This is a genomic window from Myxococcus faecalis (assembly GCF_050039385.1).
In the GTDB taxonomy this organism is placed as follows: Bacteria; Myxococcota; Myxococcia; order Myxococcales; family Myxococcaceae; genus Myxococcus; species Myxococcus fulvus.
On record NZ_CP144336.1, the window covers coordinates 2,547,292 to 2,568,149 of the forward strand.

The following is a 20,858-nucleotide window of genomic DNA, read 5'->3' on the forward strand; positions in this document are numbered from 1 at the left end:
GACGCCGCTGCTGAGCGCGGTGCCCGACATGCCCCGAGAGGAGAATACATGAAACGCTGGGTGGGATGGATGGCCATGGCCGTGGTGCTGCTGTCGGCCTGGGAGACACACGCGCAGGAGCCGAGGGCGGAGGTCCCCCAGGAGCAGGGGCTGGCCATCACGAGCTGGATATACCTGGATGGCATGGTGGCGCCGTGGCAGGACTTCTCCTGGGCGCAACACTCGCTGACGAACACCTCGCCCGTCTCCGGAGGACGACACTCCATCTCCGTGACGATGCGAGCGAATGAAGGCCTGTTCTTCCAGACGGAGCCCCGGGTGGTGGCGGCCACCGACACCCTGGTCCTGCGCGTGCACGGCGGCACGGGCGGAGAGTCCGCGGCGGTGCAGGTGCGCGCCTTCCAGGAGAACGTGCTCACGCCGGGCACGCCCCTGGGCGCCCGCTGCACCGGGGGCCGCATCCGCGCCAACACCTGGGTGACGTGCCGGGTGCCGCTGTCGGCCCTGCTCTCCATCGGCTCGCGCATGAAGGGCCTGGTGCTCCAGGAGGCGCGCGGGGTGGCGCTGCCCACGCTCTACTTCGACGAGGTGCGCCTGGAGGACTCGGACGGGCCCGCGCCCGTGCAGGTCAGCGTCTCGCCGCCCGCCGTCACCCTGCCCCCAGGCGGCACCAGCACCTTCGTCGCCACGGTGACGGGCACCACCAACACCCAGGTGCTCTGGAGCGTGCGCGAGGGCAGCGCCGGCGGCGCCGTCACCCAGGCGGGCGTTTACACCGCGCCCGCCACGCCCGGGACGTACCACGTGGTGGCCCAGAGCCTCGCGGACCCCAGCCGGTCCGCCGAGGCCACCGTCACCGTCAGCGCCGCGCCCGGCGGCGGGCTGTGGGTGTCCGGCTATTACACCGGCTGGAACGCGGACCTGTACCCCCCGGAGAAGGTGGACTTCAGCGCCCTGACGCACATCCTGGTCGGCCGCGTCACGCCCAACCCCGACGGCACGGTGAACACCCAGTTCGACAACGACAACGGGCCGGCCATCGCCCGCACGCTGTCCACGCGGGCGCACGCCGCGGGCCGCAAGGCGCTCATCATGGTGGGCGGCTCCGGAGAGCACGACGGCTGGGTGGGCGCCGCCTCCAATGCCAACCGCGCCCGCTTCGTCAGCAACCTCCTCGCCGCCATGGACAGCTTCGGCTACGACGGCCTGGACATCGACTGGGAGCCCATCGAGCCGGAGGACAAGCCCAACCTGCTGGCACTGGTGCGGGAGCTGCGCGCGGCGCGGCCCAACATGCTGATGACCATCCCCATCAACTGGGTGAACGCCAACTTCCCCGAGGACGCGGACCCGTGGTTCGCCAACCTGGTGCCCTACATGGACCAGATGAACGTCATGACGTACGAGATGACCGGCCCCTGGGGCGGTTGGGATTCGTGGTACAGCTCCGCGCTCACGGGCGAGTCCGGCACGCATCCGACGTCGGTGGCCTCCAGCCTCAACGCCTGGGTGGCCGCGGGGCTGCCCAAGGCGAAGCTGGGCATGGGCATGCCCTTCTACGGCATGGCCTGGCGCAACATCACCGGCCCCTACCAGCCCTACACCGACTGGTCCGACTACGTGGGCAGCGACAACGACTTCACCTACGCGCGCATCCTCCAGCTGTCCGCCAGCGGCACCTACCGCTGGGACGCGGCGGCCCAGTCCAGCTACGTCACCTTCACCCGCCCCGTGGTGGACGGCACCGTGCGTTGGATTTCATATGACTCGCCGCAGGCCATCGCCGCCAAGGGCGCGTGGGCCCGCGCCAACGGCTTCGGCGGCACCATCATCTGGACCCTCAACCAGGGCTGCACCAACCCCTCCACCGGCGCCAATCCTCCCCTGGACGCCGTGAAGGAAGCCTTCCAGCCCTGAGTCCCCACGGGACGCTAGAGAGGGAAGGCGCGAGGCCCGAGAGGGAAACCCATCCACCCTCCGGGCCCGCACACCCCGGGCGTCACGACGCGCGCCCGGGGTGCCCGCCCGCTGGGCTGACGACACGCGGTGGAAAGTCTCCTGCCCCGCGGGGCCAGGACTGCCATGAACTCCACGCCGCGAGCGTGAAGTGCGAGGCGTCCCGCGCCTGGCCGCCTTGGCGTCACGGGCGTTGGCGCCCAGTCTGCAATGGCCAGACGCCACGGAAGGGATTCCCCCTCCGCCGCTGGAGCCACACACATGAAAGCCATTCGAAGCACCCTCGCCGCCGCCACCGCCGCCGCGGCTGTCTTCACCGCCACGAGCGCCGACGCCGCCACGGCCACCGCCAACCTCACCGTGACGGCCACCGTCGCGTCCGCGTGCACCATCAACTCCGGCACGCTCAACTTCGGCAACTACGACCCGGTGGTCATCAACTCCGCGAACGGCATCGACCTCTTGGGCACCGGCACGCTGACGGTGCAGTGCACCCTGTTGAGCACCGCCGTGGTGACGCTGGGCCAGGGCACCCACGCCGCCACGGGCTCGACGGACGCGGTGCCGCGCCGCCGCATGCGCAACACCAACTCCAATGACTACCTGGCCTATGACCTCTACCAGGACCTGGCGCGCCTGGTGGTCTGGGGGAACACCGCGGGCACGGGCCTGCCGTACATCGGCACGGGGCTGTCCACGCCTGTGATTGTCTACGGCACGGTGACGCGCGGGCAGGTCGTCCCGTCCGGCACGTACAACGACACCGTCGTCGCCACCATCACCTTCTGAGCCACCCGAGGCACCATGCATCCGCGTCTGTCTTCCTGGGCCCGCCACCTGCGCTGGTGGGCGTTGTGGCTCCTCGCGCTGCCCGTCCCGGGGCTCGCCGCCTCCGTCGAGGTCAACCCCGTGCGCCTGGAGCTGGTCGGCGGCGCCCGAGGGGTGGTGGTGACGGTGAAGAACCTGGGCGACGAGACCACGCGCTTCCAGGCGTCCATGCACACGTGGGCCCAGGACGAGACCGGCCGCATGAGCCTCGAGCCGACGCAGGAGGTGTTCTTCTTCCCGTCGATGTTGACGCTGGAGCCGGGGGAGTCCCGCCCCATCCGGGTGGGCATCTCCTCGGCTCCCCGGGACACGGAGCGCACCTTCCGGCTCATCGTGGAGGAATTGCCACCCTTCGGCCCGGTGCCACCGAGCATGGGCCTGAAGATCCTCACCCGCGTCTCGGTGCCGGTGTTCGTCGCGCCCCAGCACAAGGACCTCCAGGCCCGCGTGGAGGAGGTGGACCTGCGCCAGTCGCGGTTCCACTTCCGGGTGAAGAACCCGGGCACCGTCAGCTTCTTCATCCGCCAGGCGCGCGTGCGCGGGCTGGATGAGAAGGGCCAGCGGCTGGTGGAGAAGGAGGAGCCCGGCTGGTACGTGCTGTCGGGCGGCTCGCGCGTCTTCGCCCTGGAGACGCCGGCGGAGCAGTGCCAGCGCATCCGCTCGCTGGAAGTGGAGGTGGAGACGGACCAGGGCGTGTTCCGCCAGTCCTCGCCCGTGAAGGCCTCCGTCCCCTGCGTGGCGCCCACCGTCCCATGAGCCGTGCGACAGCGAGGTGTTCGTGGGCGGCGCTGGCGCTGATGCTGGCGCTGCACGGGGGACGTGCGCGCGCGGTGGAGCCCGCCACCGTCCAGGCGCCCATCGTCGTCGGGCTGACGCTCAACGGTGTCCCCCGGGGTGATGTCTTCCCCAGGCTGCGGGGCGAGGACGTGCTGATGCCCGTCGTGGCGCTGGAGGCCGCGGGCGTCGACGTGGGGAGGCTGGGCGCGGGCGTGGAGCGCATCGAGGGACAGGACTACGTCTCGCTCCAGTCGCTGGGCGCGCGCTTCCACCTGGACGAGCGCACCACGGAGCTGGTGTGCGAGCTGCCCGCCTGGGCCTTCGCCACCACGCGGGTGAACCTGAGCCCCGCGGCGCCGCCCGGCTACGCGCTGACGGGCAGCCCCAGCGCGTTCGTCAACTACGCGGCCCATGCCCGCAACGCGCGCGTGTCGCTGTTCGGCGAGACGGGCGCGTCGCTGGGCCGCGTGCTCCTCACCACCCAGGCGCGCTGGAACCCGGGCGCCACGCCCCTGCGGGGGCTGAGCCAGCTCACCGTGGACTTCCCCGAGCACATGCTGCGCGCCATCGCCGGCGAGGCCACGGGCTACGGGGGCGTGCTGGGAGGCGGCGCGGTGGTGGCGGGCGCGCACGTGCTGCGCGCGTTCGAGCTCAACCCCTACTTCGTGCGCAACCCGGTGCAGGACCTGGCCGGAGACGTCACCACGCCGTCGACGCTGGAGGTGTACGTCAACAACCGCCTGGTGAGCCGCAGCGAGCTGCCGCCGGGCCCCTACCGGCTGGAGAACCTGGCCGTGCCGCGCGGCGAGGGCACCGCGCGCTACGTGGTGCGCGACGCCTTCGGCCGCACGCGCGAGGTCAGCGCCGCGTACTCGCTGGGCGCGCAGCTGCTCGCGCCGGGGGTGGCCGACTACCAGCTGTCGCTCGGCGTCGAGCGCGAGTCGCTGGCCACGGAGAGCTTCGACTACGGCCGGCCGCTGATGCTGGGCCACTTCCGGATGGGCGCCACGTCGTGGCTGACGCCGGGCGTGCGGCTGGAGCTGTCACCGGACCTGGTCAGCACGGGCGCGGTGCAGTGGCTGCAGCTGCCGCTGGGGGAGCTGGAGGTGTCGCAGGCGCTGAGCGTCAGCGAGCGGCGCACGGGGCTCGCGGCCGGCCTGGGCTACTCGCTCCAGGGCCGGTGGGCGGGGGGCTCGCTCTTCACGCGGGCGCTCAGCCCCCACTACGCCAACGCGAGCCGGGCGCCGGGGGCGCACCCGAGGCTGGAGGCGGGGGGCTCGCTCTTCGTGGCGCTGGGCAGCCGCGTGAGCCTGGGGGGACAGGCCGCGGTGACGCGCTGGAAGGGCCGCGGGTGGACGACGTGGCTGGGCGCGTCCACGTCCGCCCAGGTGATGGACCGGGCCATGCTCTCCTTCTCGGCCAGCCGCAACCAGGAGTCCCGCGGCCCCTCGGCGCTGGAGGGCATGGTGCACCTGACGGCCATCCTGGATGCGAGGACCTCGGGCACGGTGGGTCACACGCAGGGACAGCGCGGCGGCGACACGGCGGTGGACCTGTCGCGGGGAATCCCGCTCGAGGGCGGCCTGGGCTTCCAGGTCCAGGCGCAGGCGGGGCGGCAGGACCGGGCGCTCGCGCGCGTCGAGTACGAGACGGACGTGGGCCGCTATGCGGGCGGCGCGGAGTGGCGCCAGGGCGTGCTGGTGGGCGCCGCCGAGGTGTCCGGGGGACTGGTGGCCCTGGGCGGGCGCATCCACGCCACGCGCGCGGTGGACCAGGGCTACGCGCTGGTGCGCGTGGAGGGGGTGGAGGGCGTGGGCGTGCGGTTGGACAACCACCTCATCGGCCACACGGACTCGCGCGGCGAGCTGATGGTGACGCGGCTGCAGGCGTACGGCGCCAACCGGCTGTCGCTCACCGACGGGGACCTGCCCCTGGAGGTGTACGTGCGCACCACGGAGAAGCTGGTGGCGCCGTGGCGACGGGGCGGCGTGGTGCTCGACTTCCAGGTGGACTCGGTGCGCGCCTTCCGGGGCACGCTGGTGCTCGCGGGTGGACAGGCCGCGCCCGCGCACGGCGAGCTGGAGCTCGTGGTGGACGGCCAGCGCTACAGCTCGCCCATCGGCTGGCATGGGGAGTTCGAGCTGGTGGGAATCCCACCCGGACGCCACGTGGCACACGTCACCCACCCCGGTGGACGATGCGCCGCGACACTGGAGGTCCCATCCCTCGCGGGCCAGGTCATCGACCTGGGAACCGTGGGGTGTGTGGATGAGGCGTCGAAGTGAAGCCCTGGGAGCGGGGGCACTCGTGCTGGCGGGCCTGGGCCTGCTGGCGCCGGGACAGGCACGGGCGGCGTGCCAGATTCGCAGCGCGGTGGGGCTGAACTTCGCCAACTACACCCCCACCTCGCCGCTCCCGCTCGACACCGCGGGGAGCATCACCTACCAATGTCTGCTGCAGCTCACGCCAATGACCATCGACCTGAGCGCGGGGGGCTCGAGCACCTACGCGAACCGGCGCATGCAGGGCCCCTCCTCCAGCACGCTCGCGTACAACCTCTACCTGGACGCGGCGCGGCTGCGCGTCTGGGGCAACGGCGTGTCGGGGACCTCGCGCTACGGGCCGGTCATCCCCCTACTCGCCATCGATGTCACCGTGCCCATCTACGGGCGCATCCCCGCGCAGCAGACCGTCCCGGCGGGCACCTACTCCGACACGCTCGTGATGACGATGACCTTCTGACGGGGACACCGCGCTCCCTCACTTCGGGTGCGAGCCGGCGCGGAGGTTGCGCTCGCCCGACCTGGGGCGCTCGCCTATCCTTCCCCCATGAGTTCTTCAGCCCCCCTCGCGCCCACCTTCGCCACCCATGAAGTCACCAATCAGGCGCCTCCCCTGGTCTACGACGCCTGGAAGACCGACCTGCCCCTGCGGGAGGCCATCCACCGCGAGGGTGGCGGCTGGGCGGAGGCGGACATCGCGAAGTACGGCCCGCTGGTGGGCGGCGAGCTGATGCAGCAGGGCTTCCTCGCCAACGAGAACAAGCCGAAGTTCAAGCCCTTCGACCGCTATGGCCACCGGCTGGACGAGGTGGAGTTCCATCCCGCCTACCACCGCATCATGGAGGCGGCCATCACCCACGGCATCCCCAACTTCGCCTGGCGTCACGAGCAGACGCCCGGGGCGCACGTGGCGCGCATGGCGCTGTCCTATCTGCACAACCAGGCGGACCAGGGCACCAGCTGTCCGCTGACGATGACGTACGCGTGTGTGCCCACCTTCCGCCACCACGCGGGCCTCTCCCAGAAGTGGCTGCCGCTCGTCACCGCGCCGTCGTACGACCCGCGCTTCATCCCGTCCGAGAAGAAGACGGGCGTCACCATCGGCATGGGCATGACGGAGAAGCAGGGCGGCTCCGACGTGCGCAGCAACACCACGCGCGCCCACCGCCTGGGCGAGAAGGGGCCCGGCAATCCGTACTCGCTGGTGGGGCACAAATTCTTCTTCTCCGCGCCCATGAGCGACGCCTTCTTCGTGCTCGCCCAGGCCGAGGGCGGCCTGTCGTGCTTCCTCCTGCCGCGCTTCACGCCGGACGGCGAGCGCAACGCCATCCGCATCCAGCGGCTCAAGGACAAGCTGGGCGACTGGAGCAACGCCAGCTCGGAGGTGGAGTTCCAGGGCGCGGTGGCGTGGATGGTGGGCGAGGAGGGCCGCGGCGTGGCGACCATCCTGGAGATGGTGGCCCTCACCCGGCAGGACTGCATGATTGGCTCCAGCAGCCTGATGCGCCAGGCGCTGGTGCAGGCCATCCACCACACGCGCCACCGCAAGGCGTTCGGCCGCAGGCTCGTCGACCAGCCGCTGATGCTCAACGTGCTGGCGGACCTGGCGCTCGAGTCGGAGGCCCACACGGTGCTGACGGCGCGCGTGGCCCGGGCCGTGGACGCAGGCCCCCGCGACGAGCGCGAGGCGGCCTTCGCCCGCATGGCCACCGCGGTGGGCAAGTACTGGGTGTGCAAGCGCGCGCCCATCTTCGTCAACGAGGCCCAGGAGTGCCTGGGCGGCGCCGGCTACGTCGAGGAGTCCAACCTGCCCCGGCTCTACCGCCAGGCGCCCCTCAACTCCATCTGGGAGGGCAGCGGCAACATCCAGTGCCTGGACGTGCTGCGCGCGGCCACCCGTGAGCCGGCCAGCCGCGAGGCCCTGTTCCAGGAGCTGATGGCGGCGCAGGGAGGCCACCCCGCGTTCGACGCGGAGCTGGCCCGCATCTCCAAGGACTTCGCCGACACGGCCACGCTGGAGGGCCGCTCGCGCTTCGTCGTGGAGCGGCTGGCCCTGGCGCTCCAGGCCTCGCTGCTCTTGCGCGCCGGCAACAGCCAGGTCGCCGACACCTTCTGCGAGACGCGGCTGGGCGGCGCCCACGGCGCCTGCTTCGGGACGCTGCCCGCCCACGCGCCGTTGAAGGCCCTGGTCGAGCGCGCCTTCGGCGAGGACGCCTCGGCCTGAGCGGGCTGCTTCGCTCGGGGTGCTCCCTCGCCTGCTCGCCCAGGGCGGGCGAGGGGGCCTCCGGTCCATCCACCGCCCTGGCAGGAGGGGAACGCCTTCGTCTATCGGACGAAAGGATGGGGTGGACGCTTGCGTGTCGACACTGACGTGTTCTCTTGGCGGCTGGAAGAGGGCACCTTGGGCGACAACGACCACCTTCTGAACTCGAACGACGGGGTCATCACCTACTCGCGGAGGGACCGCGCCGGGCGGGACACGGAGGACCAGCTCCGGCTGCTCATCGCGAGCGTGTCCGACTACGCCATCCTCACGCTGGACGTGGAGGGCCACATCGCGAGCTGGAACCTGGGCGCCGAGCGCATCAAGGGCTACCGGGCCGACGAAATCCTGGGCCAGCACTTCAGCCGCTTCTATCCCCCCGAGGACATCGCCTGGGGCAAGCCCGCCTGGGAGCTGGAGTCCGCCATCCGGCTGGGCCGCTTCGAGGACGAGGGCTGGCGCGTGCGCAAGGACGGCACCCGGTTCTGGGCCAACGTGGTCATCACCGCCCTGTTCGACGAGAGCGGGGAGCTGCGGGGCTTCGGCAAGGTGACGCGGGACTTCACCCAGCGCAAGCACGCCGAGGAGACGCGGGAGCTGGAGCGGCTGCGCGAGGCCCTGCGGGCGCGCGACGAGTTCCTCTCCGTGGCCTCGCATGAGCTGAAGACGCCGCTGACGCCGCTGCAGCTGAAGCTCACCGCCATGCGGCGCATCGCGGAGACGAATCCCCAGGCGCTCCTGGCGGAAGGCAGGCTGTCGCGCGAGCTGGCCTCGGCGAGCGGCCAGGTGCGCAAGCTGGCGGACCTCATCGATGACCTGCTGGATGTCTCGCGCATCAACGTGGGCCGGCTCACGGTGGAGCCCGAGCGCATGGACCTGTCCGCGCTCCTGCGGGACATCGCCGTCCGCTACGCGCCCCAGGCCCACGTCGCGGGCTGCCGGCTGGACGTGGACGTCGCCGGGCCCATCGAGGGCACGTGGGACCGGCGGCGGCTGGAGCAGGCCGTGACGAACCTGGTCACCAACGCCATCAAGTACGGCGCGGGCAAGCCCGTCCACGTGAGCGCGAGGGTGGCGGACACGGACGCCGTCATCACCGTGCGGGACGAGGGCATTGGCATCGCCCCCACCCATCAGCGCCGCATCTTCGAGCGCTTCGTGCGCGCGGTGTCCGAGCGCAACTACGGCGGCATGGGCCTGGGGCTCTTCATCACCCACCAGATCGTCGAGGCGCACGCGGGCACCATCGACGTGGAGAGCGAGCTGGGGCGCGGCTCCACCTTCACGCTGAGGATTCCCCGCGAGGCGCTGCTCGCCAAGGTGGGCCCCACCGCGAAGCCCGCGCCCTGAGGCGCCGCTACGGCGCTGGCTCCGCCCGGTAGTCGCTCGGGAGGGTGAAGAGCGCGGCGCCGTGCTCGACCAGCCGGATGTCCGACAGCGTCAGGGTGCCGAACAGCTCGGACTCCTCGCGGATGGGATAGCCCAGCTCCAGGTCCATCCACCGCGTCACGGTGTCATGGGCCGAGTGCACGCGATGCCAGCGCCGGGCGCGACGTCCCGCCACCGACTCCTCTGCCTGACGCTCGCAGCCCGGGCCTGGCGCCGAGCAGCCCCCGGGCAGGTGCAGCGGGAGGCCCGGCTCCTTCTCGTCCCAGTGCGTCTCATAGGTGTGCTCGCGGGCATTCAGCATCGCGCTCTCCCCGGTGCCCACGTCGAAGAGGAGCGTGTACACGGACGCGCCCGTGGCGTCCTCCAGGCGGATGCGACCGCAGCGCGAGACGAAGAGCCGGTGGCGCAACGTGCGGTCCCCATTCACGTGGGTGGCGATGGCGGTGAAGTCCTTCGGGTACACGGGGCGCGAGCACATCCCCGCCGCGAGCATGCCCTTGCCGTCACGGGGCGGGCTCGCCGGAGCCTCCCACGCCCAGGCCGCGCAGGAGACGGCCAGCACCCCCAGGGCGCTGCCCACGCGCCGGGCCCAGCCCCCGCCGCGCGACGGCTCCACGGGCGCGCGCCCCAGCAGCCGACGCACCCGCGCCGCCAGCGGATGGCTGCCCGCGCCGAGCACCAGCGCCGGCCCCGACTGCCGCAGCTCCTCCAGCCCCAGCAGCGCGCCCGAGTACAGCCGCACGTTGCCGCAGAAGCCCACCGCCACGTCGTCACAGCAGTGCTCGCGCTCCAGCCGCACCTGCGCGGACAGCCACCGCGCCGCCGGGTGGAAGAAGAACAGCGTCTCCACCAGGCACTGCAGGAGGTTGACGGCGGTGTCGTGACGACGCACGTGGGCCAGCTCATGCGCCAGCACCGACTCCAGCTGCGCGGACGACAGGCGCTCCCCCACCCCCTGCGGCAGCACCAGCACCGGACGCACCACGCCCACCACCAGCGGGGACGGCGCGAGCGGGGACTCGAGCGTGCGCACCGCGCGCCGCAGCCCCAGCCGCTCCGAGACGCGCGACACCGTCTGGCTCAGCGCCGAGGACACGGGCGTCGCCGGCCGCACCAGCCGCCGCGACGTGCGCCAGCCGCCCACCAGCAGCCGCGCCAGCCCCACGCACGCGCCCAGGAGCCAGAGCCCGCCGAGCACCAGGGGCCACGGTCCGAGGACGTCACCGGATGCCGCCGCCTGGGGAACGAACACGCGCTCACCCGCGGGCGGAGCCTCCGTCCGCGCCCCCTCGAGCCCGGACGGGGCCACCGCGACGGCGCGCGAGGCCGGCTCCCCCCGCGCGGCCTCCGGGGACGACAGCAATAGCGAGCCCACCGGCGCGAGCACCAGCGCCGCCAGCGCCAGACACCCCACCGCGTACCGGAGCCGCGCCGAGCGGCCGCGCAGGAGCCACAGCGCCGCCGCCGCGAGCAGCGCGACGAGGCTCGCCTGCCACACGCCCTGGGCCAGCCACACCGTGAGCACCCGGGCCCCCTGCTCCATCAGCCAGGTCGGGCTCATCGCTTGCCCCCCTTGCCCTCGTCCAACAGCTGGCGCAGGTCCTCGAGCTCCTCCTTCGACGCGGGCTTGAGCGACAGCGCCTGCACCGCGAGCTCACCCGACGCGCCACCGAAGACGCGCTCCAACAGGTCCTTCACCAGCTGGCGCTTGGTGCGCGCCTCACCGATGCTCGCCGCGTACACGTGGCTGCGCGAGCGCTCGTCACGGCTCACCAGCCCCTTGGCCGCCATCACCTGCAGCTGCTTGAGCGTGGTGGTGTAGCCGGCGCTCTTGCCGTCCTCGCGCCCCAGCGCCTCGTGCACGTCCCGCACGGTGCAGGGCCCGCGCTTCCAGAGCACGCCCAGGATGGCGAGCTCCACTTCCGTGGGAATGGCTTCTGTCGTCATGTCCCCAAAGTACGACTCGAATCGTATGTTGTCAACGACGCGCGTCGTACTTCGGGGAGGGGCTCACGAGGTGAGCGCGGGTGTGGCGGTCGCGCCCGGCAGGTAGGTGGCGATGCACCGTGAGAAGGACAGGCCCGTGTCCCGGGCACCCGCGCGGCCGGAGAGGCAGCCCAGGCGCAGCGTGTGGGCGAGCGCCACCAGCCTGCGCTGATGCTCCAGGGTGAAGTCGCGGCCGTTGGGGTGTCCGCCGAACAGGGGGCTGGCGCCCAGGCGTCGCCAGACCTTGTCCGTGTCCCAGCGCGGGAAGGCGGCGGACAGGTGCGCGTGCATGCCGTGGAGCGCCTGGGCACAGCACTCGAAGGTGTCCACGGGCGCCGTCGGTCCGAGCTCCAGCAGGAGGCCGTTGACGAGCGACGGCTCGATTCCCGCCAAGGACAGCCGCTGGAGCAGGCGCACTCCGGCGTCGTTGAAGCCCGCGAGCGCCCCCGGCGCGCCATCCGCCGGCAGCGAGTACGACAGCTTCAGCGACGGACACACCAGCAGGAGCTGCGACATGGCCGCGACGTGGCGCTCCAGGCCCACGTCATCGTGGAGGAACGCGCTGTCGAAGGCGAAGTCGAGGTGACGGACCTGGTAGTTGCGGAGGATGGCCGCGTAGGTGGCGACGAGGCGGGCCACATCCGTCTCCTCGACCTCCAGTGGCATCAGCCCGGCGCCGCCGCCGAAGGACAGCACCACCCTGCCCCCGCTTCGTCGGAACGCCTCCAGGTCCTCCTTGCCGTAGTCGGAGACGGAGGCCTCCGCCTCGTGGGAGCGCCCGTCCACCGCGTCCACCAGCCGCAGGTGTCCGCCCCACGTCACCTTCCGCGCGCCGCCCGCGCGCACGCCCAGCCCGCCGAGCATGACGCCATCCAGCCCGCACGCCCGCGCCAGCTCCGACACGACGGGCCGGGGCGCGGACACCAGGTCCAGGAAGGGCGCGCGGGGCACGTCCCAGTCTCCCGCGTCCGGCGACAGCGCCGCCGTGCGCACCATCACCGGAGGCGTGAGCTTCGACAGGTTGTCGGACAAGTCATACGCCGCCACCGACACCAGGTACTCGGTGCGAGGCGTCAGGCCGGTGAGGGTGATGGAAGGCCTCGTGCACGTGAGCGTCCGAGACTCCTCCCGGTCCACGCTCGAGTACGTCACCTGGTAGCCCGCGACGGCCACGTTGTCGGTGGACGCGTCCCAGCCCAGCGTGAGCAGCCGCGAGCCCACGAGCGTCGCGCGCACGCGCCGGGGAGACGAGGGCGGCTCGACATCCCGCGGCGGGTCCGCGGGCTCGCCGTCCACGGTGAAGCAGGAGGGGAGCGCGCCCCGGTGCACCCCTTCCGTCCGGATGGACAGGCGGAACTCCTGGGACGCGCGCGGAGCAATGGTCTGGCGCTCGGCCACCAGCGTGCCCGTCAGCGTGTCGCCGTGACGCCGCCACACGAGGCCGTAGTTGTTCTGCACCACCTGGTCGGGCGCCACCCGGAAGCCGATGGCGGGGTTGACCACCGCCTCGTCCGACAGGTTGAGCAGCGTCACCTTGAAGGTCGACCACCAGGGACTGCCGCCCGCAACCCACTCCGGGCGCGCCACCACCACCATCGTGTTTCTGGCCATGCCGGCCGTTGTGCCGGATGGCCGCCGCACACGACATTGTCCACGGGGGGCGAGCCCCTGTCCTTCAAGCGACAGGGGCCCGGGTCAGTCCCCACCGCGTCCGAAGCGCGGCGGGGGCTACTTGTCCTTCGACAAGATGACGACGCTGTAGGGCCCCAGGTTGTTGAGGCTGCCGCTGGCGGGCAGGCCGTCCTTGCCAGTCCAGCGGCCGCCCACGTCGAAGCTCTGCGCGTTGCCGAAGTTGTCGGAGTAGCCCTTCCAGTCGCTGTTGTAGCGCACCTTCCACGTGCCGTCGGAGGGCAGGCCCAGCTCGTAGTCGGACAGGTGCTTGCCGCCGAAGTTGACGATGACGATGGTGTCGTCGCCCGCGCCGCCCTTGTCCCAGCGGTGGAAGGCCACGACCTTGTCGTGGTTGTTCACGTGGTGGACGTTGACGTGCTCACCGCGCAGCCCCGCCGTGTTGTCGTTCCAGTTGCGGCGCAGCTTGATGAGGTCCGTGTACGCCTGGTTGATGCCGGCGTACGTCTCCTTCTTCTTCCAGTCGAGCGGATCTCCGTCCTGGAAGTGGCCGTCCTCGAGGAACTCCTGGCCCTGGAAGAGCATCGGGATGCCGGGGCTCGTCATGGTGAGCGCGGCGCCGAGGATGGAGCTCTTCTTGGCGTGGTAGCCGCCCGCGTCCCAGCCGCCCACCTCGCTGGGCAGCCGCTGCTTGCCGTTGGCCACCTCGTCGTGGCTCTCCGTGTAGATGACGCGCTGGTTGGCGCTGCCGTTGTACTTGAAGCGGATGGCGTCGGCGACGGCGTTCATGTCCCGGGCCGCATCGGACGGGGCCGTCAGCGCCGCGCGGATGGGGTGCACGAAGTTGGAATCCCACTGCGTGTCGAAGTTGGCGCCGTCCGGGTGCGTGAGGCCCGCCTCGTTGCCCAGGTCCTCCGCGATGATGATCTTCTGCGGGAACTCGCGGTTGACCGCCTCGTTGATGTCGCGCAGCAGCTGCCAGCCCTCGGGGTTGTTCGCGCCGCTGGCCTGGCGGATCTCCTTGGTGGCGTCCAGGCGCAACCCGTCCATGTGGTAGTCGCGCAGCCACATCATCGCGTTGTCGCGCAGGTAGTCGCGCACCTCGTGGCGGCCGTAGTCCGGGCGCGTGTCGCCCCAGGGCGTCTTGGCGCGCCAGTCCGTGTAGAAGTAGCTGCCGCCCTTGCCGTACGTCTCGCCGTCGAAGTCCCAGTGGGGCAAATCACTGGGCCCCAGGTGGTTGTAGACGACATCCATCACCACGCCGATGCCGCGCTTGTGCGCCTCGTCGACGAAGCGCTTCAGGTCATCCGGCGTGCCGTACGCGCTCTCCGGCGCGTTGGGGAAGGCCGGGTTGTAGCCCCAGGAGAAGTCCGCGGCGAACTCGGCCGACGGCATCAGCTCCACCACGTTGATGCCCAGCTCCTTCAGGTGGTCCAGCTTGTCGATGGCGCTCTGCCAGTTGCCGGGACCCCAGCCGGGCTCGTCGTTGAACGTGCCCACGTGCATCTCGTAGATGACCGCCTCGTTCCAGGGCGGCATCTTGAACTCCCAGTCGTGCTTCCACTCGTAGGCCTTGTGGTCCACGACGACGGAGTTGCCCGTGGAGTTCGTCACGTCGTTGGCGCGCGGGTCTCCCTTCCAGCGCCAGTCGCCGTACTTGCCCTGCACCACGTACTGGTACTGGTCGCCCGCCTTCGCGCCGGGCACGTCGAGCGAGAAGTTGCCGCTGGGCTCGCGCTGCAGCTCCACCGACTGCCAGTTGCTGAAGTCGCCGGCCACCTGCACCCGCTGCGCGTTGGGCGCCCACACGCGGAACGTCGTGCCGCCGTCGTAGGGGATGGCGCCCATGCCCGGGCGGCTGGAGGCCTGGGTGGGCACCGTCGCCGCGCTGGGCACCAGCGGCGTCGCCAGCAGGCTGCCGTCCTTGCGCGAGAAGGCCCGGGCCACCGGCCCGTGGTCCACCTGCGAGGCCTGGGTGGGCGCGCGCTTCGCCTCCGCGTTGCGCTTCTGGCGGGCGTCGTCGAAGAAGTCCTTCACCCCAGGTCCGCGCGCACCCGCGCCACCAGGGCGGGACGCGGCCTGGGGCGGCTGTGCCTCGGACTCCGAGGAGCGGGCCTGCGAGGACGTGGAGGAGGCAGCGGGACGGCTCGGTGGGGGAATCCGGGGTGACATGTCTCGGCCGTTGTCTGGAGGAATCCAGATTCAGTATCGGCCAGGAGCCCCCAAGGTTGCGTGTCCCATGTGTCACGGCGCCGCGGCCGTCCTCGGAGCCGTCTCCGCCTGATAACAAATACACGTTATTCGTGGTCCTGACGCTGCCGGGTGACGACGACGTCGAGCGCGGCGTCCCGCGAGTCGCTGTCGCCGCGGAAGCCCGCGTCGCCCACGGAGGGCCTCGCGGCGCCCCGGAGGGACTCGGCCACGAGCTTGATGTCGGCCAGGCCCCGCTCGAAGTCGCGCCCCATCACCTCGTCCATGCTGGAGAAGAGCTGGAGCGCCTTGCCCGCGAAGGTGTTCTCACCGGCCATCACCCAGGTGAGCGCCACTCCGCCCGGCGCGGGCGTCAGCGTGTACTCGGTGGTGTTGGTGGCGCGCATGGGCTCCAGGAAGTCGACCCGGATGCGGACGTATTCGTACGGGCGGCTCTCCACGATTTCCATCCGCCCGGAGCCGGTGCGCTGGCCCCGCCACTCGTAGACGGCCCCCACGCCCCAGGCAGCGCCCGTCAGGGAGACCTGCTGCGTGGGCTCCAGCTTCCACCACGGCGACCACTGCTCCCAGGAGCGGAAGTCGTTGACCAGCGTGAAGACGAGCTCGGCGGGAGCCTGGATGTGGGCCGTGCGCTCGACGCGGAAGGTGTCCGGCCTGCGACTGATGGCCACGAACAAGCCCAGGACGATGACCGCCAACAGGACTCCGGGTGTCTTCTTCATAAAGCTCCTCGAAGGAGTGGCGCGCGCTCGGTCCGACCTCTCCTGAAGGCCCCCCCGGGCCATGGACCGAGCGCGCCACTCGCCACTCTTTTTTCGCGACGAACGAGCAAGGCTCGGATCGACATGCTCTCCGGGCTTTTCCCTGGTTTTCCAAGTACCCGAAAAGATTGGCGCTGGCGTCTGTGGGAGGTGGCCATTAGAAGTGGGCGACCCCACCCCGCCCGACATCATGCGAAAGACTCACCGTCCCCTGACGACCCTGGCGCTCGCGACGAGCCTCTTCATGGCGGCGCTGGAGGTCACCGTCGTCTCCACCGCGATGCCCACGGTGGTGGGCGAGCTGGGTGGCATCCAGCGCTACGCGTGGGTCTTCACCGCGTACATGCTGGCGTCCACCATCACCGTCCCCATCTACGGGAAGCTGGCGGACCTGTACGGTCGCAAGCCGGTGCTGCTGTTCGGAATCGGCCTGTTCCTGGTGGGCTCCATCGCCAGCGGGCTGGCGACGTCGATGGGGCTGCTCATCGCCTTCCGGACGTTGCAGGGCCTGGGGGCGGGCGCCATCCAGCCGGTGGCGCTGACCATCATCGGGGATTTGTACACGATGCAGGAGCGCGCGCGGGTGCAGGGCGCGTTCAGCGCGGTGTGGGGCGTGGCGGGGCTGGTGGGGCCTGTCACGGGCGGGCTCATCGTGAAGTACCTGAGCTGGCATTGGATCTTCTTCATCAACGTGCCGGTGGGCGTGCTGACGTTCGCGCTGGTGGTGGCGTTCTTCCACGAGCAGGTGGAGCGAAAGCCGCAGCAGTTGGACTACGCGGGCGCGGCGCTCTTGTGCGCGGGCGTGGTGGCGCTGCTCGTCGGGGTGCAGGGCCTGGGGATGAACCTGTGGGCGCTGCCGGTGGCGCTGGGGCTGTTGTGGGCGTTCGTCGCGGTGGAGCGCCGTGCGCCCGCGCCGGTCATCCCGATGAGCATCTTCCAGTCGCCCGCCATCGCCATCTCCTCGGTGGCCGGGGCGCTGTTCTCCGCGGCGATGTTCGGGGCCACCACGTACGTGCCGCTGTACGTGCAGGCGGTGCTGGGCAGCTCGCCCACGGTGGCGGGCGGGATGATTACTCCGATGATTGTCGGCTGGCCGCTGGCCTCGGTGTTCGCGGGCAAGCTGCTTCTGCGCACGGGCTTCCGGCCGCTCATCGTCGGCGGGCTGGGGCTGACGATGGTGGGCACGGTGCTGATGACGCTGCTGCTCGTCCAGGGCGCGTCGCTCATCGCGCTCCAGGTGGCCATGGCGCTGTTCGGGGTGGGGCTGGGCTTCGCGTCCACCGCGCTGCTCATCGCGGTGCAGACCAGCGTGGGCTGGGAGCTGCGGGGCGTGGCCACGGCGAGCAACATGTTCTTCCGCACCATCGGCGGCGTGCTGGGCGTGGGGTTGATGGGCGGGGTGATGGTGTCGCAGTTGATGAAGGACCCGTCGGTGCCGCTGTCGGCCGCCAACGCGCTGCTGGGGCCCGAGCGGGGGCACGCGGCCATCCCGGAGGCGATGCTCAAGTCGCTGAGCGGGGCGCTCACCGCGGGGTTGAACATCAACTTCTGGCTCATCTGCGCCTTCTCGGTCGCGGCCTTCGTGTCGGGGCTGTTCTTCCCCCGCGTGAGCCGGAACACGAACGCGCCCGTCCCCAGCGACAGCGCCGCCGCGCCGCACTGAGCCGGCTCGGACCTGCGGGCCCCGCACACCTCGGAGGCCTCGCCCGTGCGGGCGGGGCCTGCGGGCCCGTGCGCGCGGGCGCCGCAAAGACAAACACTTGTCAGGTCCGGCGACGCTCCCTAGTTCTTCCATGGAAAGACATCTCCATCGCACTCCGGGCCCATGGCCTCCGGGCCCGCGCCGTCGCTCGAGGAGCTTCCCATGCACCAGGTGTTGGAAAGGATTGCCCATCAGAAGCTGGAGTTCTCGCGGCGGCCGCTGTTCGCCTTCCTGCGAGACACCTCCATTCCCCCTCGGGAGCGGCTGAGCTTCCTGCCGCTCATGTCCCACTTCATCATGAGCTTCGGGGACCTCAATCGCTACGTGCTGAGCTTCCCGGAGCCCCGGGACGCACTGGAGGAGGCGGTCAATCTCCATACGCGCGAGGACGAGAACCACTGGCCCTGGTTCCTCAACGACCTGGAGGCGCTGGAGCTCAACGGCCCGCGGACGCTGACGCACCACCTTCGACAGCTCTGGTCCGACGACACCGCGCCCGCGCGCCGGCTGACGTACACCCTGGCCGGCTGCATCCGCGGCACCAGCGCGCTCCAGCGGTGGGTGCTCATCGAGGTGATGGAGGAGACCGGCAACGTGATGTTCCGCGCGCTGACGCCCGTGGCGAAGGAGCTGGAGGAGGCCGAGGGCCTGCGCCTGGAGTTCGCAGGCAGCCTCCATCTGTCCCATGAGACGGGCCATGCGGTGGGCTTCGACGTGGACCACTCGGGCCTGCTCGAGGCCCGCCTCACACCCCGCGAGCGTGCGCCCCTGTTGTCCATGGTGGATGCCAGCCATGCGGCCTTCTCGGAGTTCGTCGACGCCCTGTACCGCGCCACGCCGCGAGGTCGACGGACCGCCGAGCTCCCGGGCCTGCGAGCCGCGAGCCCGGCGGCGACCTGAGGACGCTTCGGCGATTGCTTCGCGGCGGCCGCTGCGGGCAGTCTCTGCGCGCCCATGCCCAAGATTGCGCCCGCCGACCTCGACTCGCTCTTCGCCCGCGCCGACAAGCTCCTGGACCAGTATCCGAAGAGCTTCGCCAAGGCGAAGGCGCTGCTCCAGGAGGTCCTCACCGCGCAACCGGACCACCTGCAGGCCCTGCACGCGCTGAACCGGGCCTATGAGCACGACCGGGACCACTCCCCTGGTGAGTGGCAGAGCAGGCTCCAGGAGCCGCAGCGCGCGGTGCGTGGACGCATCCTGGAGCTGACGAAGAAGGTGAAGGCGGATGGCGGCGACACGGTGGCGCACCGGGCTCGCGCGCTCGCGCTGGCACAGCACGCGGAGAACATCCTTCGCACGGACCCCACACCCGCGCGGCTGAAGCAGGCGGAGCAGTTGCTGGCCGAGAGCCAGTCGCTGGATGCGGACCGCCCCGAGCAGCGACGGGCCGAGCGCGGTGTGATGGCCTGGAAGGCCATCCACCGCGCGCGCAAGGGCAAGCCTGACGCCTATCAGGTCCTGCTGGACTGGGTGGCCGAGCATCCCCGTCCCTCGCCCTTCCATCCGGATGACCATGCCTCCGCGTTTCGGGGACTGGAGGGCGCGTTCGCGGACGAGGGCTTCCTCGAATGGCTGCGCGCTCGCAAGCCGCGGGCGGCCAAGGGCCAGCGCGCGAAGGACCTCGCGCAGGGGATGCTCCACGTCGGGGACTGGGATGTGTCCGCCGAGCTGAAGGGCCCCGTCACCTCGCCCTGCCGCGTGGGTCGACTGCTCGCGCTGCGCGCGCTCGGCGCCAACCTGGACTTCAAGGTCGGCGGCAAGTCGCTCCTCGAGCGCGCGAAGAAGCTGGGTGACAAGCCGCTGGTGCGCGAGCTGGAAGCGCTGTCGGGCGAGAAGCCGGACGCCAAGGGCAAGGCGCCCACCACGAAGAAGTCCAAGGCCGCGAAGTAGTCCCGGGCCGTGAAGCAGGCCGCGCCGGACGTGTACGCGACGGCCCCGGTGTTCGCGGACGTGCACGTCACCTCCGACGGGAAGGTGGCGGCGCTCGCGGGCACGCCGCCCCCGGCTCGTCGTCGCCGGGGACAGGCGGTGGACGGTGGTCCCCACCACCTGACGTCCTCGCGCGACGGGAAGCAGTTCGAGCCCATCGCGTTTCGGTGAGACAGCAGTAACAGCTTCGCAAGTACGCGGTGTTTCCCGGAGACCACGGCATCTCTCCGGGAGACACACCGCATGCTCAAGTCGTACGTGGCCCTGTTGCCCCTCGCCCTCCTCGCGCTGGTGGGCTGCTCGGATGACCCCGAGCCCGCGTCGGAGCCGAAGGACCGCTGGTTCACCAACCGGGACGGGCTGAAGCTGCACTACCTGGAGGTCGAGGGGCGCGGCTCGCCCGTGGTCATGCTCCACGGGCTGCTGGGCAGCGCGCATCCGTCCTGGGTGGCCCCGGGCATCGCCGGAGCGCTGGCGAAGCAGGGCCACCGCCTCATCCTCCTGGACCAGCGAGGCCATGGGCAGAGCGACGTCCCCTACACGGCCGCCGCCTACGGCGAGCCCATGGTGCGGGATGTCCTCGAGCTGATGGACACCCTTGGAATCGAGCGGGCCCACCTCGTGGGCTACTCCATGGGCGCGGCGCTGACGCGCGTGTTGATGACCCGCGCACCCGAGCGGGTCATCAGCGCGAGCCTGGGCGGAGCGGGCGTGGAGGAGCTGGACCCGGTCATCCGCGCGGAAGCCGAGGCCCGGGATCCGAAGGGCACGGACCCCGACGAGCAGCGCATCCTCGACGCAATCGCCGGAGAGCCGCCGCCGGACCCGCGCTTCGTCGCCGCCATCACCGAGGCGTGGACCGCCTGGTGGCCGCCCTCCATCGACCTGCCCTCCCTGCGCGTGCCGGTGCAGGCGGTGAACGGCGAGTTCGACGCGCCCTACTCCAAGACGGTGCGCATGGAGCGCGAGCTCGCGGGGTTCGAGAACGTCATCATCCCCGGCCGCACGCACCTGACGACGCTCATCGACTCGCGCTACGTGGACAGCCTGGTGGACTTCCTCCAGCGCCACGACGAGCGCTGACGCGGAAGAAACGGGAGCGCGTCCGCACCCGACGCGCTCCCGCATCCTCCCCGACAGCGCCA

The 20,858-nt window shown here is 71.2% G+C and carries 17 protein-coding genes; 12 read left to right on the forward strand and 5 right to left on the reverse strand.

What is annotated here, in order from left to right:
• Positions 1-48 precede the first annotated feature (48 nt).
• From VZQ01_RS09970 to VZQ01_RS10000, 7 genes are all read left to right on the forward strand, one after another.
• A complete protein-coding gene (locus tag VZQ01_RS09970) occupies positions 49-1,917 on the forward strand; it encodes a glycosyl hydrolase family 18 protein (RefSeq protein WP_426747679.1) in 1,869 nt (622 codons plus the stop codon).
• A gap of 300 nt (positions 1,918-2,217) precedes the next feature.
• Positions 2,218-2,745 carry a fruiting body development fimbrial-like coat protein PRU gene (gene pru / locus VZQ01_RS09975; protein ID WP_426747681.1) on the forward strand — a complete coding sequence of 176 codons (528 nt, stop codon included), beginning with the start codon at positions 2,218-2,220 and terminating at the stop codon, positions 2,743-2,745.
• Between the two features lie 15 nt (positions 2,746-2,760).
• Positions 2,761-3,540, forward strand: a complete 780-nt coding sequence (locus VZQ01_RS09980; protein WP_426747682.1) for a fimbrial biogenesis chaperone — start codon at positions 2,761-2,763, stop codon at positions 3,538-3,540.
• Entirely contained in the window at positions 3,537-5,846 is a 2,310-nt protein-coding gene (locus VZQ01_RS09985; protein WP_426747683.1) for a fimbria/pilus outer membrane usher protein, read from the forward strand. Before VZQ01_RS09980 ends, VZQ01_RS09985 begins: the two co-directional genes overlap by 4 nt.
• Positions 5,830-6,303, forward strand: coding sequence for a Csu type fimbrial protein (locus VZQ01_RS09990; protein ID WP_426747684.1), 474 nt, complete (start codon positions 5,830-5,832; stop codon positions 6,301-6,303). Before VZQ01_RS09985 ends, VZQ01_RS09990 begins: the two co-directional genes overlap by 17 nt.
• An 87-nt stretch (positions 6,304-6,390) precedes the next feature.
• A complete protein-coding gene (locus tag VZQ01_RS09995) occupies positions 6,391-8,067 on the forward strand; it encodes an isovaleryl-CoA dehydrogenase (protein ID WP_223747974.1) in 1,677 nt (558 codons plus the stop codon).
• Between the two features lie 129 nt (positions 8,068-8,196).
• Positions 8,197-9,456: a PAS domain-containing sensor histidine kinase gene (locus VZQ01_RS10000; RefSeq protein ID WP_223747973.1), complete on the forward strand. Its 1,260-nt coding sequence runs from the start codon at positions 8,197-8,199 to the stop codon at positions 9,454-9,456.
• 7 nt (positions 9,457-9,463) lie between these two features.
• Here the strand turns inward: VZQ01_RS10000 and VZQ01_RS10005 are convergent, their stop codons facing one another.
• The 5 genes from VZQ01_RS10005 to VZQ01_RS10025 form a co-directional block, all read right to left on the reverse strand.
• The gene (locus VZQ01_RS10005; RefSeq protein WP_426747685.1) at positions 9,464-11,056 is read right to left on the reverse strand and encodes a M56 family metallopeptidase; all 1,593 of its coding nucleotides are present in this window, start codon (positions 11,054-11,056) and stop codon (positions 9,464-9,466) included.
• Positions 11,053-11,442 (reverse strand): BlaI/MecI/CopY family transcriptional regulator, encoded by a 390-nt coding sequence (locus VZQ01_RS10010; RefSeq protein ID WP_223747971.1) that lies wholly within the window; start codon positions 11,440-11,442, stop codon positions 11,053-11,055. The genes VZQ01_RS10005 and VZQ01_RS10010 overlap by 4 nt, the downstream gene beginning before the upstream one ends.
• Positions 11,443-11,505: 63 nt before the next feature.
• Positions 11,506-13,092: a fibronectin type III domain-containing protein gene (locus VZQ01_RS10015; RefSeq protein WP_426747687.1), complete on the reverse strand. Its 1,587-nt coding sequence runs from the start codon at positions 13,090-13,092 to the stop codon at positions 11,506-11,508.
• Between the two features lie 117 nt (positions 13,093-13,209).
• Entirely contained in the window at positions 13,210-15,282 is a 2,073-nt protein-coding gene (locus VZQ01_RS10020; RefSeq protein WP_223784594.1) for an alpha-amylase family glycosyl hydrolase, read from the reverse strand.
• Between the two features lie 125 nt (positions 15,283-15,407).
• The gene (locus tag VZQ01_RS10025; RefSeq protein WP_223747968.1) at positions 15,408-16,043 is read right to left on the reverse strand and encodes an SRPBCC family protein; all 636 of its coding nucleotides are present in this window, start codon (positions 16,041-16,043) and stop codon (positions 15,408-15,410) included.
• A gap of 229 nt (positions 16,044-16,272) precedes the next feature.
• On the opposite strand from VZQ01_RS10025, the gene VZQ01_RS10030 reads away from it, so the two are divergent.
• From VZQ01_RS10030 to VZQ01_RS10050, 5 genes are all read left to right on the forward strand, one after another.
• Positions 16,273-17,745, forward strand: coding sequence for an MDR family MFS transporter (locus VZQ01_RS10030; protein ID WP_223747967.1), 1,473 nt, complete (start codon positions 16,273-16,275; stop codon positions 17,743-17,745).
• Positions 17,746-17,946: 201 nt separating this feature from the next.
• Positions 17,947-18,684 carry a hypothetical protein gene (locus VZQ01_RS10035; protein ID WP_426747688.1) on the forward strand — a complete coding sequence of 246 codons (738 nt, stop codon included), beginning with the start codon at positions 17,947-17,949 and terminating at the stop codon, positions 18,682-18,684.
• Positions 18,685-18,738: 54 nt separating this feature from the next.
• The gene (locus VZQ01_RS10040) at positions 18,739-19,674 is read left to right on the forward strand and encodes a hypothetical protein (protein ID WP_426747689.1); all 936 of its coding nucleotides are present in this window, start codon (positions 18,739-18,741) and stop codon (positions 19,672-19,674) included.
• Between the two features lie 9 nt (positions 19,675-19,683).
• Entirely contained in the window at positions 19,684-19,884 is a 201-nt protein-coding gene (locus VZQ01_RS10045) for a hypothetical protein (protein WP_426747690.1), read from the forward strand.
• A gap of 72 nt (positions 19,885-19,956) precedes the next feature.
• Positions 19,957-20,796, forward strand: a complete 840-nt coding sequence (locus VZQ01_RS10050; protein ID WP_426747691.1) for an alpha/beta fold hydrolase — start codon at positions 19,957-19,959, stop codon at positions 20,794-20,796.
• Positions 20,797-20,858 lie beyond the last annotated feature (62 nt).

Coding starts and splice junctions, on each gene's coding strand:
- VZQ01_RS10050 (WP_426747691.1), top strand. CDS start 19,957: ATGCTCAAGTCGTACGTGGCCCTGTTGCCCCTCGCCCTCCTCGCGCTG.
- VZQ01_RS10015 (WP_426747687.1), bottom strand. CDS start 13,092: ATGGCCAGAAACACGATGGTGGTGGTGGCGCGCCCGGAGTGGGTTGCG.
- VZQ01_RS09995 (WP_223747974.1), top strand. CDS start 6,391: ATGAGTTCTTCAGCCCCCCTCGCGCCCACCTTCGCCACCCATGAAGTC.
- VZQ01_RS09980 (WP_426747682.1), top strand. CDS start 2,761: ATGCATCCGCGTCTGTCTTCCTGGGCCCGCCACCTGCGCTGGTGGGCG.
- VZQ01_RS10035 (WP_426747688.1), top strand. CDS start 17,947: ATGCACCAGGTGTTGGAAAGGATTGCCCATCAGAAGCTGGAGTTCTCG.
- VZQ01_RS10020 (WP_223784594.1), bottom strand. CDS start 15,282: ATGTCACCCCGGATTCCCCCACCGAGCCGTCCCGCTGCCTCCTCCACG.
- VZQ01_RS09990 (WP_426747684.1), top strand. CDS start 5,830: ATGAGGCGTCGAAGTGAAGCCCTGGGAGCGGGGGCACTCGTGCTGGCG.
- VZQ01_RS10025 (WP_223747968.1), bottom strand. CDS start 16,043: ATGAAGAAGACACCCGGAGTCCTGTTGGCGGTCATCGTCCTGGGCTTG.
- VZQ01_RS10030 (WP_223747967.1), top strand. CDS start 16,273: ATGCGAAAGACTCACCGTCCCCTGACGACCCTGGCGCTCGCGACGAGC.
- VZQ01_RS10005 (WP_426747685.1), bottom strand. CDS start 11,056: ATGAGCCCGACCTGGCTGATGGAGCAGGGGGCCCGGGTGCTCACGGTG.
- VZQ01_RS09970 (WP_426747679.1), top strand. CDS start 49: ATGAAACGCTGGGTGGGATGGATGGCCATGGCCGTGGTGCTGCTGTCG.
- VZQ01_RS10010 (WP_223747971.1), bottom strand. CDS start 11,442: ATGACGACAGAAGCCATTCCCACGGAAGTGGAGCTCGCCATCCTGGGC.
- VZQ01_RS09985 (WP_426747683.1), top strand. CDS start 3,537: ATGAGCCGTGCGACAGCGAGGTGTTCGTGGGCGGCGCTGGCGCTGATG.
- VZQ01_RS10040 (WP_426747689.1), top strand. CDS start 18,739: ATGCCCAAGATTGCGCCCGCCGACCTCGACTCGCTCTTCGCCCGCGCC.
- pru (WP_426747681.1), top strand. CDS start 2,218: ATGAAAGCCATTCGAAGCACCCTCGCCGCCGCCACCGCCGCCGCGGCT.